General features: G+C 66.4%; 14 protein-coding genes and 1 pseudogene. 6 read left to right on the top strand and 9 right to left on the bottom strand.

What is annotated here, in order from left to right:
* Nucleotide 1: 1 nt before the first annotated feature.
* The gene (locus tag QP609_RS10505; protein WP_169411047.1) at nt 2-952 is read right to left on the bottom strand and encodes an acyl-CoA desaturase; all 951 of its coding nucleotides are present in this window, start codon (nt 950-952) and stop codon (nt 2-4) included.
* A gap of 81 nt (nt 953-1033) precedes the next feature.
* Nucleotides 1034-1801 (bottom strand): hypothetical protein, encoded by a 768-nt coding sequence (locus tag QP609_RS10510; protein ID WP_197556546.1) that lies wholly within the window; start codon nt 1799-1801, stop codon nt 1034-1036.
* Nucleotides 1802-1935: 134 nt separating this feature from the next.
* On the opposite strand from QP609_RS10510, the gene QP609_RS10515 reads away from it, so the two are divergent.
* The 3 genes from QP609_RS10515 to QP609_RS10525 are packed head-to-tail and all read left to right on the top strand — an operon-like array spanning nt 1936 to nt 3936.
* Nucleotides 1936-2559, top strand: a complete 624-nt coding sequence (locus QP609_RS10515) for a sigma-70 family RNA polymerase sigma factor (RefSeq protein WP_014647131.1) — start codon at nt 1936-1938, stop codon at nt 2557-2559.
* On the top strand, nt 2556-3230 hold the full coding sequence (locus tag QP609_RS10520; RefSeq protein ID WP_197620887.1) for a ChrR family anti-sigma-E factor: 675 nt from the start codon (nt 2556-2558) through the stop codon (nt 3228-3230). Before QP609_RS10515 ends, QP609_RS10520 begins: the two co-directional genes overlap by 4 nt.
* A 13-nt stretch (nt 3231-3243) precedes the next feature.
* On the top strand, nt 3244-3936 hold the full coding sequence (locus QP609_RS10525) for an oxidoreductase (protein ID WP_197620886.1): 693 nt from the start codon (nt 3244-3246) through the stop codon (nt 3934-3936).
* Nucleotides 3937-3938: 2 nt separating this feature from the next.
* On the opposite strand, the gene QP609_RS10530 is transcribed toward QP609_RS10525, so the two are convergent.
* From QP609_RS10530 to QP609_RS10540, 3 genes are read right to left on the bottom strand one after another with little or no spacing between them, the layout of a single operon-like run.
* Nucleotides 3939-6338, bottom strand: a complete 2400-nt coding sequence (locus QP609_RS10530) for a response regulator (protein ID WP_197620885.1) — start codon at nt 6336-6338, stop codon at nt 3939-3941.
* Nucleotides 6331-6798 carry a response regulator gene (locus QP609_RS10535; protein ID WP_049467664.1) on the bottom strand — a complete coding sequence of 156 codons (468 nt, stop codon included), beginning with the start codon at nt 6796-6798 and terminating at the stop codon, nt 6331-6333. The genes QP609_RS10530 and QP609_RS10535 overlap by 8 nt, the downstream gene beginning before the upstream one ends.
* Nucleotides 6795-9032 carry an ATP-binding protein gene (locus tag QP609_RS10540; RefSeq protein WP_197620884.1) on the bottom strand — a complete coding sequence of 746 codons (2238 nt, stop codon included), beginning with the start codon at nt 9030-9032 and terminating at the stop codon, nt 6795-6797. Before QP609_RS10540 ends, QP609_RS10535 begins: the two co-directional genes overlap by 4 nt.
* Before the next feature lie 263 nt (nt 9033-9295).
* Between QP609_RS10540 and QP609_RS10545 the strand changes: the two genes are divergently transcribed.
* The gene (locus QP609_RS10545) at nt 9296-9589 is read left to right on the top strand and encodes a hypothetical protein (RefSeq protein ID WP_014647137.1); all 294 of its coding nucleotides are present in this window, start codon (nt 9296-9298) and stop codon (nt 9587-9589) included.
* A 16-nt stretch (nt 9590-9605) separates the two neighbouring features.
* On the opposite strand, the gene QP609_RS10550 is transcribed toward QP609_RS10545, so the two are convergent.
* Nucleotides 9606-10091 carry a TspO/MBR family protein gene (locus QP609_RS10550; protein ID WP_169411055.1) on the bottom strand — a complete coding sequence of 162 codons (486 nt, stop codon included), beginning with the start codon at nt 10089-10091 and terminating at the stop codon, nt 9606-9608.
* 71 nt (nt 10092-10162) lie between these two features.
* Entirely contained in the window at nt 10163-12358 is a 2196-nt protein-coding gene (locus QP609_RS10555; RefSeq protein WP_197620883.1) for a hypothetical protein, read from the bottom strand.
* A gap of 133 nt (nt 12359-12491) precedes the next feature.
* On the opposite strand from QP609_RS10555, the gene QP609_RS10560 reads away from it, so the two are divergent.
* Nucleotides 12492-12971: a GNAT family N-acetyltransferase gene (locus QP609_RS10560; RefSeq protein WP_169411059.1), complete on the top strand. Its 480-nt coding sequence runs from the start codon at nt 12492-12494 to the stop codon at nt 12969-12971.
* Between the two features lie 22 nt (nt 12972-12993).
* Here the strand turns inward: QP609_RS10560 and QP609_RS10565 are convergent, their stop codons facing one another.
* Together QP609_RS10565 and QP609_RS10570 are read right to left on the bottom strand one after the other, a co-directional pair.
* Nucleotides 12994-14112 carry a sensor histidine kinase gene (locus QP609_RS10565; RefSeq protein WP_197620882.1) on the bottom strand — a complete coding sequence of 373 codons (1119 nt, stop codon included), beginning with the start codon at nt 14110-14112 and terminating at the stop codon, nt 12994-12996.
* Nucleotides 14113-14853: 741 nt separating this feature from the next.
* Nucleotides 14854-15759: a DNA-binding protein gene (locus QP609_RS10570; protein ID WP_197620874.1), complete on the bottom strand. Its 906-nt coding sequence runs from the start codon at nt 15757-15759 to the stop codon at nt 14854-14856.
* A 157-nt stretch (nt 15760-15916) separates the two neighbouring features.
* On the opposite strand from QP609_RS10570, the pseudogene QP609_RS10575 reads away from it, so the two are divergent.
* Nucleotides 15917-16951, top strand: a pseudogene (locus QP609_RS10575) (site-specific integrase).
* Nucleotides 16952-17003: the final 52 nt, after the last annotated feature.

Below are 17003 nucleotides of genomic sequence, written 5' to 3' on the forward strand. Positions count from 1 at the left end.
GTCAGTACCTCGCCTTGGCCAGCACCCACTCGGGAATCGGCTTGAGCCCTTTGACCAGCCCAAGCGCCGCCATCGCGCGCAGTCCATACCAGGTCAGGTCCACTTCCCACCAGCGGAAGCCCTGGCGGACGGTGCCCGGGAAGAAGTGGTGGTTGTTGTGCCAGCCTTCGCCGAAGGTGAGCAGCGCCAGCCAGAGATTGTTGCGGCTGTCATCGCGGGTCTCGAAGCGGCGGCGACCGAAGCGATGGGCCAGCGAATTGATGGTGACCGTGGCGTGGAACAGCACGATGGTGGAGATGAGGAAGCCCCACACCAGCAACTGCGAGCCGGAGGTATGCAAGCCTGGCGCCCAGCGCTCCAACCCGGCGCCCAGTGCATACAGCGCTGCGGCCAGCAGTACCGGCACAGCCGTATCGAAGCGGTCCAGCCAGCGCAGCTCCGGGTAGCGCGCCAGGTCGGGCACCCGCGACAGGTCGGTGGCAAAGGCCTCGCGGGTCAGGAACCAGCCCATGTGGCTGCGCCAGAAGCCGCCCTCACGGGGGGAGTGCGGGTCCAGCGGCTGGTCGGCGTGACGGTGGTGGTGGCGATGGTGGGCGGCCCACCACAGCGGCCCGCGCTGTACGCTGGAGGCGCCTATCACCGCGAACACGAACTGCACCGGCCGCGATGCCTGGAAGGTGCGATGCGAGAAGTAGCGGTGGTAGAACGCCGTGATGGCGAACATGCGCACCGCATAGAGTGCTGCAGCCACGATCACCGCTGTCCACGAGATGCCCACCCAGATCACTGCGATGCAGGCCAGGTGCATCAGCGCGAAGGGCACGGCGCGCACCCAGTCGATCCGCCCCGGCCGCTCGCCGGTGGCCTCTGCGGCGTTGCCGGTATCGAACCAGCGCTGCAGCGTGCGCAGCAGGCGCCAGCGTCGACGGGGGAGGGGCGCTACAGAGGCCATGGCGGATCTCGGCGGGTTTCGTGTCTTCCTCTACGCGGCAGAAGGCCCACTGGATGCGGAGCGCGGCAGGAAATTTGGATTTCACCTGGCCGTAACGGTGCAGCGATCTGTCAGCGGCTGCGCCCAGGCCTGCTGCCATTCGCTGGCGGGGCGACCAGCCGCTGCGGCGATGAAGCGCACCGTCACCTGTGGATAGGCACCGCGTTGATCGCGCAGGTTGCTGGTGCCACGGAACTCCAGCAGGCGCTGGTCAGCGCTGGCATATACCAGCGCAAGGCGTGGCGCGATGCCGCCGTACCAGGTGTCCAGGCTGACCTCGATCGACTGCGCATCGATCCCCTGCCAGCGCTGCGGGCCGGTGCGCCTTACCTGCACCGGGAAGTAGCGCTGCCGCGCTGGAACCAGGAAGGGCAGGGTCACACGCTCGCCGCGCATGAGCGCCTGCCAATGCAGGCGCACCGCCGCGTCGAACCCTGCGTCGATGACCGCGCCGGTCGGCAGGTCGAGCTCGCGCTGCACCGGTGGGCTGCCGGCATCCTCCTTCCACGCGATCGAGACCCTGCCGCTGGCGGCCTCGACGTCGGCCTTCTGGCCGCTGCGCCGGTCCTCCAGGGTATAGCCGCGCGCCTGTGGGTCCGCGCTGGCCGGCAGGTGCTTGCGGGCGAAAGGCCGCCCGTCCGCGCATTGGTACAGCACCCAGCGCTCGGCACCCTCGGCCGCATCGCGTCGCCAGTGCACCTCGCGGTAGAGCAGGTCGCCGCGCGACGACGTTGCTACCCCCTCGCTTCGCAGCCAGGGCGCGGCCAGCGCGACATGGGGCAGGCACAGCAGCAGCCAGGCGGTACGCATCGCGTTCATCCGGGAAAGGAGGGCTGAGGTCATACGGCGGGGATGGGCGGTTGGATGCGTCTGCAGCGGCTGCATCCAATCACGGCCCCTGCGCGTAGAGAGGACAGACCTTCACCCGCCCGCCGCGAACGCCGATGTACCCTGACGCCGCCAGCAACCCCCTCAACTTCGATACCGCACGCATCGTGTCCAGTTCCCAGCAGCCGAGCAGCGAGCCGACGAACTGGGCCGGTGACATGGACGGCGTGGCACGGCTTCGTGACCGCGACTGTTTCATGCGGATCTATGATTACTTCATGCCGCGGCTGTGCGTATACCTGCGGGGCCTGGGCGTGCCTGACGCGGTGGCCGAGGAACTGGCGCAGGAGAGCCTGCTGCGGCTATGGCTGCGCGCGGCCGACTTCGATCCCGCGCAGGGTGCGCTGAGCACATGGCTGTATCGCATCGCCCGTAACCTGCACATTGACCGCATCCGCCGCGAGCGCAGCTGGATGCAGGTGCAGGCAGCCGTCGAGGACGCAGCAACCCTGGATGTGATCGAACGCAGCAGCGCCGAACAGTTTGCCGACCAGGCCCGGCTGCGCCAGCGCATCAACGAACTGCCCGCCGTGCAGGCGCGCTTGGTGCGCATGTCCTATTTCGAGGCCAAGAGCCACAGCGAGATCGCCGAGGCGATCGGCATGCCCTTGGGCACGGTCAAGTCGCATCTGCGGCGCGCGTTCCTGCAGCTGCAGGCCAAAGTGGGAGGTGCGCTGTGAACCCGCGCCACCACCTGCACGAATCGACGTTGATGAGCTATGCCGCAGGCGCGCTGCCCACGCCACTGAGCGTGGTCACTGGTACGCATCTGGAGCAGTGCCCGCACTGCCGCCAGCGCCTGCGCGAGGCCGAGGCGATCGGCTCGGTGCTGCTCGAGCAGACCCAGCCGCCCGCGCCTGATCCACGCCGCGAACAGCTGCGCGAGGCCATGCTGATGCAGCTGGCTGCGGAAATGCCGATTGCCATGGACCAGGCCGCGCGTCCCGTGCCGATGGAGCGGCCCGAGGCCGACCCGGACCATCTGCCTGCCTCGCTGCACCCCTACTTCGGGGCATCGCTCAGTGGGTTGCGTTGGCGCTGGATGGCGCCCGGCGTGCACTGCATCCGTGCCGAGCAGATGCCTTCGCTGATCATGCTGAAGATCGCCCCGGGCAAATGCCTGCCCATGCACAGCCATGGCCGCAGCGAGCTGACCCAGATCCTGCGCGGTTCCTACAACGATGCGCTGGGGCTGTTCGCACCCGGCGACGTGGCGGACCTGGATGAAGACGTGGAGCATCAGCCGGTGACCGCGCCGGGGGTGCCGTGCATCTGCGTGTCGGCGCTGGATGCACCGCTGGTGTTCAGCGGGTGGCTGGCGCGCAAGATCCAGCGGTTCGTGAAACTCTAGTGCGGCCCTGGCCATGGCTCAGGCACGGACATTGCGGATTTTCCTGACCGGCGCTGCAGGCCTGGTGGGGCAGGGCGTTGCCCTGGCCTGCCAGCGTTCGCCGCAGGTTGCCGGCTTGACCGCGCTGGTGCGGCGCCCGGGCAGCCTGCGCGGACCCGGCAGCGAACGGGTGGTCCCGGACTTCCTGCACATCGACGCGCAGCGTGATGAACTGGCCGGGTACGACGCATGCTTCTACTGTGCCGGTGCGCCACCGGTTGGCACTGCCGAGGCCGAGTACCGGCGCGTGACCCTGGACACCACACTGGCAGTGGCCCGCGCCTGGGCTGCGGTGAATCCGCAGGGGTCCTTCCTGTATGTCTCCGGCGCAGGCGCGGACCCGCAAAGCCGGCTGATGCCGCTGCGGGTGAAGGGCGAGACCGAGCGGGCGTTGCAGGCGCTGCCGCTGCGCGCGGTGATGCTGCGTCCGGGCGGGGTCCGGCCGGTGCCGGGGACAGGTACCCGGCATGCCCTGTTGAAACCCCTGTACTGGGGCGGCGCACCGTTGATGAAACTGGCCGGTGCGCTCGCGCCCTCGCTGATGACCAGCAACCTGGCGCTGGGCATGGCCATGATCGCCCTGGCCGGAAGAGAAAACCCGCCGGCCACGATCGAGTGCGCGGATATCAACCGGATCGCGGCAGGCATGCGCGATGCGTCCGCCTGACCTCAGCGCGGCGCAGCCTCCAGCGCGGTGCGCACTGCCAGCGCAAGGTCACTGCGGGTAAATGGCTTTGGCAGCAGGGCGGCTGCACGCCCCTGCGCGCCAACCGCATCGTGGTCGCGTGGATAGCCTGACGTGAACAGGACCGCGATTGCCGGCCAGCGTTCACGCACCTCACGCACCAGCTCCCAGCCGGACATGCCCGGCATCACCACGTCCGAGAACAGCAGGTCGACCTTGGTGTCCGGCCGTTCCAGCAGCCGCAACGCCGAGGGGCCGTCGTGCGCTTCCAGCACGCGGTAGCCCAGCAGGCGCAGCGCATCGACTGTATGCGCACGGACATCGTCGTTGTCCTCGGCCACCAGCACGGTTTCCTCGCGTGGCGAGTAGCCAGCCAGGCCCGTCTGCGGAACGCGAGCCTCGCTAGGCAGCGCCAGCGGCGAGCGCGGGAACATCATGGTGATGCTGGTACCGCCGCCTTCCGCCGAATCGATCAGTACGTGGCCGCCGGACTGCTTGACGAAGCCGTGCACCATCGACAGGCCGAGCCCGGTGCCGCGGCCGACCTGCTTGGTGGTGAAGAACGGCTCGAACACGCGCGCCAGGGTGGCCGCGTCCATGCCGTGGCCGTTGTCGCGCACCCGCAGCATCACGTACTCGCCGGGGGACGCATCCGGGAACAATGCGGCATAGTCGTGGTCGAGGTGGCTGTTGTCGACTTCGATCACCAGGCGGCCGCCGTGCGGCATCGCGTCGCGCGCATTGACCGCCAGGTTCAGCACCGAGGCTTCCAGTTGGCTGATGTCGATCTCCACGCACCAGATGTCCTCGGCGGTGCGGATGTCCAGTTGCACCAGTTCGCCCAGTGCCCGCTGCAGCATGTCCTGCATGTCCAGCAGGCACTCGTTGAGGTTGGCTGCCTGGCTGCGCAGCGGCTGGCGCCGGGCAAAGGCGAGCAGGCGCTGGGTGAGGCTGGCGGCACGGCCAACCCCCTTCAGGGCATTGTCCAGGGCACGGCTGGCCATCGCGCCGGCTTCGCCGGCCCGTTCGCTGAGCAGCATGGCGTGCTCGATGTTGCCCGAGATCACCGTCAGGATGTTGTTGAAATCATGCGCGATGCCGCCGGTGAGCTGGCCGACCGCCTCGATCTTCTGCGACTGGCGAAGCGCATGCTCGGCCTGCCGCCGCGCAGTAGTTTCCACCGCCTCCGATACCACGGCAGTGGCCACGCCGTCGGCGTCCAGCAGCGGGCGCAGCGAGACATCGAAGCTGCGCCGGCCGGTGGGCAGTTCCAACTCGAGGGAATGCAGCGAGCTGCGACCCTGTGCCGCCGCGGCGACGGCCTGGTCAACCACCGCGCCGACGCCGTCGGTGTTGGCGAACCACAGGGATTCGCCGAAGCGCTGGCCGACAATGTCCTTCTTGTCCGCCAGCACGGCGGCCAATGAGGCGTCATTGGCATCGACCACGCGCCCGGACAGATCCAGCAACACCTGATGCTGGAAGCTGGATTCGAAGATCGCCTGCAGCCGCCGCTTGCTGGCCCGGAGTTCGGCTGTGCGCGCCTGCACCTGCTGCTCCAGGGCCTGGTTGTCCTCACGCAGGGCCAGTTCGGCCTGCTTCAACACCGATACGTCGCTACCCATGCAGATGTAGCCGACCACGCTGCCGTCGGCGGCATGCTCCGGCACGCAGTCCATCTGCACGAATCGTGACTGGCCGCTGCGATGCACGAGCTCGACCTGGAAGCTGGTGCGCTCGCCCTGCAGCACGCGTTCCAGGCTGGGGAGGGCATGTTCGAAGGCGCTGATGCCGCTGACATCGCGGGCAAGGCGGCCCAGCAGTTCGGCCTGGCTCACGCCATGCCAATCCAGGAACGCCTTGTTCGCGAAGCGGTAGCGGTGGTCCTTGTCGAGCCGGGCAATCAGCGCCGGAACGGCGTCGGTCACCTGCTGCAGCTGCGCCTGGCTTTCATTCAGCGCAGCCTGCGCCTGCACCAGCTGGTTGCGCTCGTGGGCCTCCTGCCGCGCGCGACGGATGGCATCCGGCAAGCGCTGCAGGCGCTGCTTCACCACATAGTCGCGTGCGCCGCGGGTCAAGGCCTGCACGGCCAGCTCTTCGGTCAGGGTGCCGGAGACGAAGATGAAAGGCGTTTGCGGGATGCGCTCGCGCGCCAGCGCGAGGGCGGCATCGCCATCGAATCCGGGCAGCACGTGGTCGGCCAGGATGATGTCGAAGGGGCGATTGTCGATCGCCTCGATGAACGCATTGCGGGTCCACAGCCGCTCGGCCTCGAAGTCGAGGCCTGCACGCTGCAGCTGTGCGCTGATCAGCTCCGCGTCAAGCGCGCTGTCCTCCAGCATGAGGATGCGCAGGCGCTCGCTGCGGCGCGATCCATCACGCATGGTGCTGCCCCGAACCGTTGGGCCGGTGCGGCGGTGGCTGGTTGGTGATGCCCCAGAACATGCCCAGCCCCTGGATGGCATCGAAGAATTCCTTGAAATCGACCGGCTTGACCACGAATGCATTGACGCCCAGTTCGTAGCTCCGCACCAGGTCCTGCTCCTCGCGCGAGGAGGTCAGCATCACGATCGGGGTGCTGCTCAGCTGCGCGTCGCCACGGACCTGCTCGAGCACCTCCAGGCCGTTGACCTTGGGCAGCTTCAGGTCCAGCAGCACCACGACCGGGCCGCCGTGCATGGCGCCGGCGAACTTGCCTTCGCAGCGCAGGTAGTCCAGCGCCTCGGCGCCATCGCGCACGTGGACGACGTCGTTCAGCAGCTGGCAGCGTGACAACGCGGCCATCGTCAGCTCGGCGTCTTTGGGGCTGTCCTCGACCAGGAGGATCGGCCGCAGGTCCCTCATGGGTGATCTCCTGTGGAACGGGGTAGGGTGAAATGGATCGTGGCGCCCTTGCCGGGCTCGCCCTCGGCCCAGGTGCGGCCGCCGTGGCGGCCGATGATGCGGCGCACATTGGCCAGGCCGATGCCGGTGCCTTCGAATTCCTCGACGTGATGCAGGCGCTGGAATACGCCGAACAGCTTGTCCACGTAGCGCATGTCGAAGCCGCAGCCGTTGTCGCGCACGAAGAAATGGTCTTCGTCGTCGTTGCGTTCGTGGCCGACCTCGATAACCGCCTGCTCGCGCTCGCGGGTGAACTTGATCGCGTTGCCCAGCAGGTTCTGCCAGACCAGGCGCAGCATGGTCGGATCGGCCTCGACTTCCGGCAGCGGCGCCAGCGTCCACTGCACCTCGCGGCCGGCATAGTCCAGGGCCAACGTCCTGCGTACGTCCTCGGCCAGCGCAGCCATGTCCAGCCGCACCCTGCCCACCGTCGAGCGGCCCATCTGCGAGAAGCTGAGCAGGTCATCCACCAACGTGCCGGCAGATTTCGCCGATTCCACGATGGTGTCGAGGAAGCGACGTTCGGTGTCGTTGAGGCGCTCGCCCGCAGAGCTGCCCAGCAGCTCCGAGTAGCCGACGATGTGGCGGAAGGGAGCGCGCAGGTCGTGGCTGACCGAATAGGAGAACGCTTCCAGTTCCTTGTTGCTGCGCACCAGCTGTTCGTTCAGCTCCGCCATTTCCTCGGCCTTGCGCAGCACGATGTCGACAATGGCGGTGCGCATTTCGTGCGCGGCATCGCAGTCGGCATCACTCCACGGCAGGCTGCGCTGCTGCACGGTCTCCTTCCACGCCTCGAACGAGTTCCGCGGCGACAGGGCCACGCCGGGTGCCTCGGTCTTGCGCGGGTCGCCCCCCCAGCGCACGGTGCGCACGACCTCCGGCCGGAACCACATCAGGTAGCTGTGATGGAGCTGCGAGATCGACACCGCCAGCAGGCCACTGGCCACGTCGGTCAGGTGCGCGGCAGGCGACCAGTCGCCGGCGAGATGATCGGTGCAGTACATTTCCTGCCCGGCGTGCTGGTTGGCCAGCCAGTCGGCCAGGGCCAGCACCTCGCTGGGGGGCGGGCACTGCCCCACGCGCATGCAGTCCCCCTTGTGCACGATGGCCGCGCCGGCCGCGCCGGTCAGGGACAGCAGGCTGGCCTCATCGTGGCGCAGCGCCGCCATGAACTCTTCGTCCCCGGCCATGCGTGCCAGCAGCTTGACCAGCACCGAGCGACGGGCCACGCGTTCCTCGATCGCGCGCGCGCGCTCCTTCAGCGCGATCTGCAGCGACAGGATCTGGCCCATGAACTCACAGGCCGTACGCACGTGGTACGGCAGGCGGCGCGGCTGCACCGCGTGGCAGGACACCAGGCCCCACAGCCGCCCTTCGTGCACCAGCGACACCGACATTGATGCCCCGGTGCCCATGTTGCGCATGTACTGCAGGTGCACCGGCGAGACGCTGCGCAGCACGGCCAGGCTCAGGTCGGTGGGAGGCGCGTCGCGATGCGCTTCCGCGCGCAACAGCGGCGCAGGGGTGTAATCGCTGTCCGCAATCAGGCGCACCCGGTTGCGGCGGTACAGCTCACGCGCCTGGGCGGGAATGTCCGATTCGGGGAAGCGCAGGTCCAGATAGGAGGGCAGCAGGCCGTTGCCGTCCTCGGCCACCACCGTGCCATTCCAGCCTGCATCGAACTGGTAGACCAGGGTGCGGTCGAAGCCGGTGAGGCGTCGCACATGCGCGGCGGCCAGCCTGCACAGGTCTTCCACCGTCGTGGCGGTCTCGATGCCGGACATCAGCTCGCGGATCGCCGGGTACAGCTCTTCCAGCGAACCGGGCTGGCCCGGAACCGGCGCCTCCAGTTCAACCAGAAGGTCGGTTGCAGACCGGTGCACGAGCAGCTGGTGGCGGCCATGGCCATCCAGATGCACCGCGCCCACGTGTGCGCTGCTGCCGACCGTGGCCTGCTGCAACACCGCCTGGAACGGCGCCAGCACGCCACCCAGCACCTCGGCGACGTGTTGCATCAATGGCTCGCCGAACTGCTGCAGCAGGGCGGGGTGGCTGATGGCGCGCTCACGCACCTGCAGCGAGTGCGGTTCCACCACCAGAAGCACACCGTACGGCTGGATCGCGCCGGGGGTATGGATCGGTTCGCGCGCGCAACGCGACAGGGCAGCGTCGTGCGTGGGCTCAGCAGAAGGCATCAAGGGCGGGACTCATGATTCGTGAAGGGCAGGAACGACCCAGCGGTGTATCCGGTAACCATGGATGGTGAAGCAAAAGAGCGTATCCGCCTACCTCCCTGTGCATGTGGCGTGTCCTCCATCTGAAACTGAATTCTTCATACAAGCAGCGATGCGCATGCGGCAGGCGTCTCTGCCGGCTTCGCGGCCAGTGCATCTGCGCTGCACGCCGGCTCGACAGCGGCTGCCCTAGGGTGGCTCGACTTCCGTCGGATACCACGCCCGTGAACCTGCAGACCCTGCCTTCTACGCCGTACCGCATGCTGGCTGACAGTTGCCAGTTCGAACTGCTGGATGTGGATGCCCTGCAGGACCCCGCCAGTGGCCGGTTGCTGCACCTGTATTCGCTGGTGGCCCGTTGCCTGTCCTGCGAGACGGTGTTCAAGGCCGAAGAAGGACAAGGCCTGGTCAGCCATTCGTCGGCGCGTGTGGTGCGTTGCCCCACCGGCTGCGGGCAGCAGGCGTTCAAGCCGGCGCTGTTGAGGAACTGGCGCCCACAGGTCGTGGCCCAGGCGTAAGTGATGCGGCGCGCTGTCACAGTAGCCCGGGGTTGGCTCGCCAGACTGCGAAGTTGAGCGCCGAGGCGAAGCAAATCCAGGCCAGATAGGGCAGCAGCAGTACGGCTGCCATCTTGCGGACGCGCACGAACGCGAGCATCGTCGCGCACACCAGCGCCACCAGCACCAGGATGTCGGCGAAGGCGAGGGCGCCCAGCTTCCAGCCGAAGAACAGCCAGCTCCACAGTGCATTGATGGCCAGCTGCACCAGATAGAGCCACAGCGCAGGCCGCGCGCCGCGCCAGCCGCGCTCCCGCCAGACCAGCCACGCCGCAATCGCCATCATGGCGTACAGCAGGGTCCATGCCGGGCCAAACACACCGGCAGGCGGCGCCCATGCAGGCAGGACGAGGGTGGCATAGAAGCTGGCGGCGGACGTCGAGGCCCACGCGCCCAGTGCGGCGGCGGCGAAGGTGATCGCCACCCATCCCAGAAGGCCATAGGCCTGTGTGCGCTTGTTCATTGCGTGCAACTCGTCAATTGGGGCGTCGGTGTATACGCACCGGGGCCGCAAATGGATGCAGACGGTTGCCTTCAGGGCGACGAGCCTGCAGCACCCGTGCCCTGGCCCGCTGGCAGCAGCGAAGGCTGCTGGTCAAACCACTCGCGTGCCTTGGCCAGATGCCATTGGCGCTGGTCGCCGTCCAGCTCGATGCCCGCACCCAGCAGCCCCCACCGTAGATAGAGATCACCGCGCTTGCGCTGTTCCAGCAGATCCAGCCGCGCGCGCACCGACAGGCGGTCGTTCTCGGCCTGCAGGCCATCGATGACCAGATGGCCAGGGCGCCAGCGCAGCGTCGCCTGCGCCTGTACCTGTCCGGAATCCAGCAGGGACAAGGTCCAGCGCGGGTAGTCGGTGCGCTCTGCGAACAGCGCCAGCAACGGTCGCGCATCGCTGAGATCGAGGTCCGTGGTGGCATCCACCTGGAACGGCGACTGCGCATCGATGCGCCCACGCCTGAAGTCCACGCGGCCTTTCCATGCCGTCGAGCCCTGCGTGCCCGCCACCTGCACGTTGCGCAGCTCGACCGTGGTGCCGGACAGATCGAAATGACGCTGGTTGAAGTCTCCCCGGCGCAGTGTTGCGTTCACGTCGATATCGCCGCCCATGTCCAGCCCTGCCACCTTTGCACTGGCGTTGCGCCCCAACAGCCGGGCCGTGCCATGGCCGACGCGCCCGTCGGTATCGAGGGTCGCATCACCACTCACGGTGCCGGTGCCACGGAGCAGTCGCACCTGGGGCGAGCCCAGGTAACGGTTGTAGGCGGTCAGATCAGGGATGGTGGCTTCACTGAAGCGCAGCTGCGCGCGGACGCCTTTGCGCAGTTCCTGCAGGCGGCCATCGCCGGTCAGGTCCAGGGCCAGATCCCGGCCGTCGAACAGGCGCACGTGCTTGGCATCGCTTGGCCGCGCGGTGAAGCGGGGCAACCGGACGGCCAGCCGCGCCTGGCTGGGCGTGCCGGCCTTCAGTTCGCCGTGGGCGCTGGCCGTGCCCGCCAAGCGCACACCCGCCACCTCGGCCACGGCTTCGGCTGCAGGAATGTCCACGGTGCTGCCTTCGGTCAGCTCGCCGTTGCGAAGGCGCAGGTCCGCCTTCAGCGTGCCGCCGCCATCCAGCTGCAGCCACGGCTTGCGCACGAACAGGGCAGGGATCCAGTTGAGCGAGGTGAACGTCCATTCGCCGCGCACTGTGCCAGAGCTGCGTTCCAGCAGCAGTGCGGGCTGTTGGAAGGGAATGTCCCGGCCACTGATATGCAGATCGGCATCCACCTCGCTGCCTGAACCGGACTTTTGCGGCAAGCGGGCCTGCAGGCGCAGGTCCTTGGCCACATTGAGTTGCAGCGCCAGCATGCCGCGATCGGGGGCGCCGTCGCCCAGGTAGAGCGGCACCTGCCACAGCGCGTGGTCGCCGGGCTGCAGTTGGCCATCGATCAGGTGGAGTGCGGCCTGCAGCCGTCCGGGCACTGGTGCGCTGGAGATCTTCGGCGTTGTGGCATTGGTGTCCATGCGCAGGCCCTGGCTGCGGGCATCGACCTCGAGCTGGGCATGCAGCAGCTTCAACTTGGCCAGGCCGGGCGCCTGGTCCCGATAATGGCGCGGATAGCTGAAGCGCGCGGTGAGATCCATGTCGCCCAACAGCTGCACGCCGTCAAAACTGGTGTCCGCATCGCTGAATGCAACCTCGGATTCGAACAGTTCCGACGGCCCGCCGCGCAGCTGCTTGAGGAAGCCCACCGTGCCCTGGCCCTGGCCGATGATCAGCAGCTTGCCGAAACGTGCGCTGCGGATACTGTCGCTGTGGATGGCATCGAAGCGCAGGGTCCAGCCGCGGTCGCTGCGCGGCGGTGGCGGGATGGCCTCTTCCACGCGGCTGATCTCGGCCGAAACCCCGGTGGCCTGCAGCCGGGGCACCCGCACCTCGCGCTGGAACAGGGGCAGTACCGCCAGACGAGCGCTGGCGCGGTCGGCGTGCAGCACGTAGACCGTGTGGTTCACATGGCCGCGCATGTGCACGTTCCAGGCGATGACATGGCCTGGCAGCACGGTAATGGCCGGCCCAGTGGTCATCACGAACTTGTGCGGCTTGCGGTTGGTGACCTGGTCAAACAGCGGTGTGTTGAGGAAGATGTTGCCGGCCAGCAGGTACAGCAGGTAGATGCCCAGCAGGACGCAGGCAGGAACACGCCACCGTCGAAGCCGGTGCGGGATGTGCGCGGAAACAGGGGGCATCTACTGCTCTGAAGGCCGGAATATCTGGAACTATTGCCGAGCCGATGGCGGTGGCGCGTGAAGCAGCTACGGAGCAGGCGTTGGATTCTGGTAGTGTCCGGCCTGGTCACCACCACAGATCTGCAGGAGTCGCATGGATATCCGGCCCGCCCGTGCAGGCGATTTCGACGTGATGTGGGGCATGTTCGAGCAAGCTATTGCGACGCAGGATGCGCTGCCCTTTGCTGGCTCTTTCGCTGTCGAGACGTTTCGCGCGCATTGGTTCCAGGCCCAGGCACCTCATGTAGCTGTGCTGGAGGGCCGGGTTGTGGGCATGTACAAGATGGGCCCGAATTTCCCTGACCTTGGGGCGCATGTGGCCAGCGCCACGTATGTGGTCGACGCCGCGACACAGGGGCGGGGCGTGGGCCGAGCCCTGGTGGAACACAGCCTGGAGCGGGCGAGGGCGGAAGGGTTCCTGGCCATGCAGTTCAATTACGTGGTCAGCACCAACGGCCCGGCGGTGGCGCTGTACCGGAAGCTGGGGTTTGCGGTGGTTGGGACGCTGCCAGAGGCCTTCCGGCATGGCCAGCGCGGGTTGGTCGATGTTTTCGTGATGCACAGGTTCCTGTAGTGCCGTCGCAAGGGCGGTCGCCTCAATCAGCATTCTTCGGGAGCGTGATGACGAATGAGGTGCGGCCATCACGCCATCTTCCATGGACAGTGCCGCGGTGCGCGTGGCAGATTTCCCGCACCAGGAACAGGCCGAGGCCAAGGCTCGCGTGTTCTCCCTGTGACGCGTTGAGCGAGCCTCGGCGCAAGGGATCAAACAGGCTGTTGAACACTTCGTCCGACAGTTCGGCCCCCGTGTTGCTCACCGTGATCAGGATCTGGTCGGCGAGGCCCTCAAGGCTGATCCGCACATCGGTGCCGTGTTCGCCGTACTTTGCGGCGTTGGTCGTGAGGTTGTGAACCGCCTCGCGCAACGAAGAGGCATCGAAGCAACCGCGGGCATCGCCTTCAACCTCATACGTGATAGGGACGTGGGGCAGGGCAGCGCGGAGCAATTCGACTTCCTCGCCAAGCGATTGGGCAAGATCGCAGTCCACCGGATGAATGGCCATCCCATCGCCCAGCTTGCTGCGGCTGTAAGCCAGCAGGTCGTCCAGCAGCTTTTTCATGCGCATGCTGCCGTTGATGATCCGCTCGGCCTGCTTGGCCAAAGCTGGGTCCTGCAGCCCACTGGCCAGGGTGTCTGCCGAGAAGATGATCGCTGCCAAGGGGCCTCGGAGATCATGCCCGAGCGCCGCGAGGAAGATCTGCCGCCAGGATTCGACCTCGGCAGAGAACTGAGCAAGGGATTCGGCCACCGCCTGGTCGATGGCCTCATTGAAACGAAGGATGTCATCGATCGATGAAGTGACCAGCCGCTGGTCGGATGCCCATCGCCGAAGTACCGAAGCCCGAAGCGCTCGATACTCAGCCACCATCTGGTTGAGGCCAAAGCCGGCGATGGCGCGGGTTCGGCCATGATAGGACGCGGCGGACTCGGGACCGGGTTTCAACGGTGCAAGCCCGTGGGACTTTGCGAGCTGCTGGGAGTCTGTCTGCGGCGATCTGAGATCGTCTATGACCGCCTGAAGAATCTGGGGAAGATGATTCCGAAGTTGCTTTGCGCTGAACTCGACGGTATCGGGTGCCTGCGTTTCGGCGAATGCCACCGCGTCGTCGAGGATTTCCCGCGCATTCTGTTCGATAAAATCAGCCAGGCGCATCGCCAAACCCGTCCTTAAGTGGTGCGCCGAGCCTACACGAGGGCGTTTGGATACGGGGTGAGAAAGGCTCGGCCTGTGGGGCGCGGTTCTGCCGGTGTTGGGGCGGCCATTTGAAGGGGGAGCCTGCAGCGCGGGTTGGGCCCGGGCGGCGGTCGCCCGGGCCAGTCTGGCTAGAACATAATATACATTATGCGAAATGCTGTATCGGGCTGTTGCGGCGTTCGTCTCCTCCGCGTGGCAATGGCTGGGCCTCTGGCTCGGCTCTTGCCTGCTGACGAAGCAGGTAAATCTGTTACCAAGCGCCAGGTAAAAGTGTTACGTGTTCGAACACAGCGCCTTTAGAACATGAGCCTTTGCTCATCATCCTACGATCCTATTCCGGCTTGGCATGCCGACTGCTTCAAGCCAAGATGCAGCCATGCTGCCCGCGCTTGGGCGGGTTCAAGCTAAGGATTCTTTCGAAAGAACTTCAGATGCAGCCATCGCGCCCGCACTTGCACTCCGAAGCGTCAGGTACCATGGCATAGACGCTAAGGCTCAACTTCCGAGACTCCCTCAATGAACGACACTGATCGAGAGATCATGCTGGTTGCCATGGTAATCGTCGGATTTGCGGTCTCATTCGTCTGTTGGGCTGCCTGGCTAGCTCGCAGAACGCGACTTGCGCGGAGTCAGCGGACTGGCCTCCGGCGCAAATGAAGCCGGCCCGTTCTTTCGTGTGCCCTGGAAGGCGGCACAGCGCTATTGTTTTGGGCGTCTGCGAGCCCCGGGCGGACGAACTTCTTTGGATCGCTTGAGCGCCACTTCCAGCTGCGCTGGCAAATTTCGAAGCTCTGAAAGTTGCCCCTCAAGCGCGTCACATTTGCCGCGCTGGATATCGGCAGACTGACTGGCCGTGGCGGCCGCTGATTGGGCGGCCTGGATGTCTTGGCGCAGCTGCTTCTCAAGGGCCCTGTGTTGTTCGGATGCCTTGCTTTGCTGCACCTGGAGTTCCTTCACCTCCTGGCGGGCTCGATCCACATCGCTGAGCGCTCGATTCTCGACAGATCTGACGTACTCGGTCCAGTCCTCCCGCTCAGATTTCGCCGTCTCTAGGGCCTCGTGAAGCCGGACGTCGAGTTGCTGTCTCGCTGTCTCGGTTCGGTCGGCTCTTCGACGCTCGAGGTCGCGCTGCTCTGCAAGTTCAGAGATCTGTAGCTGAAGCTGGTCGACCAGGTGCTGTAGCTCTGAAGCTTGGGTCGTTGCAATTCTCTCCCCGGTGATTGCAACGTCACGCTCTGCACGCATTTGCGCCAGCTCTTCAGCCGCAAGTCGGGAACTGGCCTCCAGCACATCACGCTCGGAAGCTAGGGCCCGCTCGGACGATGCAAGCTCTCGACGGGCGGCCTCCTGGGCATGCTTCAGCGCCAACTCCCACCATTGCCCGGCGAGTTCTACCAACACCGCTGGCGCATCTTCCAGGTCCGGGCGCGCTGGCTGCAGACGCGTGCCAAGTCGGTTCCACCATGTTTCCAGCCAGCGGGTCACCGTGTTCGGCGAGCCTGTCCCCAGGTGAGCCCGGATCCGCTCTACGGTTGGGCGTTCGCCCTTGGCGACCAACTCATCGGCGGCGGTATGGACGTCAGTTTCGGTGATGCCGCGGGCCATGCGAAGTCTCCTGTACTGGCACCCTACTCTGCTGATAACGTACTCGCGATAAGTGATGATTATCGTGGGTATAATAGGCTAAACGTAGCGTACATTACATAGTATGAAAGATATTTCAGCAATTCCCGCACTTGCAGCGACGGTCACCTAACTAGCATTGCCCGAACAGCTGGCCCAACAGGCTGCCGATGCGGTCCGCGAGTTGCTGGCCGAAGCCGCAGCCGAGAACACGACCCGCAGCTACACCAGCTCCCTGCGCTACTGGGCCGGCTGGCACGCGGCGCGCTATGGCATTGAGTTGGCCTTGCCGGTACCCGAAGCCATCGTGCTCCAGTTCGTAGTCGATCACGTACAGCGCCGCTCGACCGACGGCGAATTGGCCTAGGAACTTCCACCAGCCGTCGACCAGGGCTTGGTGGCAGCTGGCCTCAAAGCCAAGGTCGGCCCGTGGACCTTGGCGACCGTGCGCCATCGCGTTGCCGTGCTGTCCACTGCGCACCGGCTCAAGCACGTGGCCAATCCCTGCGAGCAGCCGGCAATTCGCACCGTGCTCAGCCGCGCGGCGCGGGCCGCGGTTAAACGCGGCGAGCGCCCACGCAAGAAGACTGCGATCACCCTGGCCGAGCTGGAGGCCATGTTGGCCACCTGCGACGACAGCCTGGAAGGAATTCGGGATCGCGCCCTACTCTGCTTCGGGTTCGCTAGTGGCGGCCGCCGGCGCAGCGAGATCGCCGCTGCCGACCTGTGTGACCTGCGCCGGATTGGCGAGGCGGGCTATATCTACCGGCTGGAGCACAGCAAGACCCAGCAGGCCGGGGTTACGGCCACCTCGACCCCGGACAAGCCGGTGCTTGATCGGGCCGCCCTCGCCCTGCAGGACTGGCTGGACGCAGCCGGGATCACCGAAGGGGCGATCTTCCGACGGCTCTGGAAGCAGCGCGTCGGCCCTGCCCTGTCCCCGGCCGCGGTCGGCGAGATCGTGCAGCGGCGGGCGCGATTGGCCGGGCTGGAGGGGGATTTCGGCGGGCATAGTCTGCGGTCGGGATTCGTGACCGAGGCCAGCCGCCAAGGCGTGGCGCTGCCGGCGATCATGCAACTGACCGAGCACCGGTCGGTGTCCAGTGTGGTTGGATACTTCCAGACCGGCAGCGCATCCGCGAATCCTGCCGCTCGCCTATTGGAAGATGGCTAAAGCCGCATCAGTGATCGCCGTGGACCTTCGTTCGAGCGTCGTGGAATGATCG

Origin of the sequence: Stenotrophomonas sp. 8(2023) (assembly GCF_030345295.1) — a bacterium.
Classification (GTDB): domain Bacteria; phylum Pseudomonadota; class Gammaproteobacteria; order Xanthomonadales; family Xanthomonadaceae; genus Stenotrophomonas; species Stenotrophomonas muris.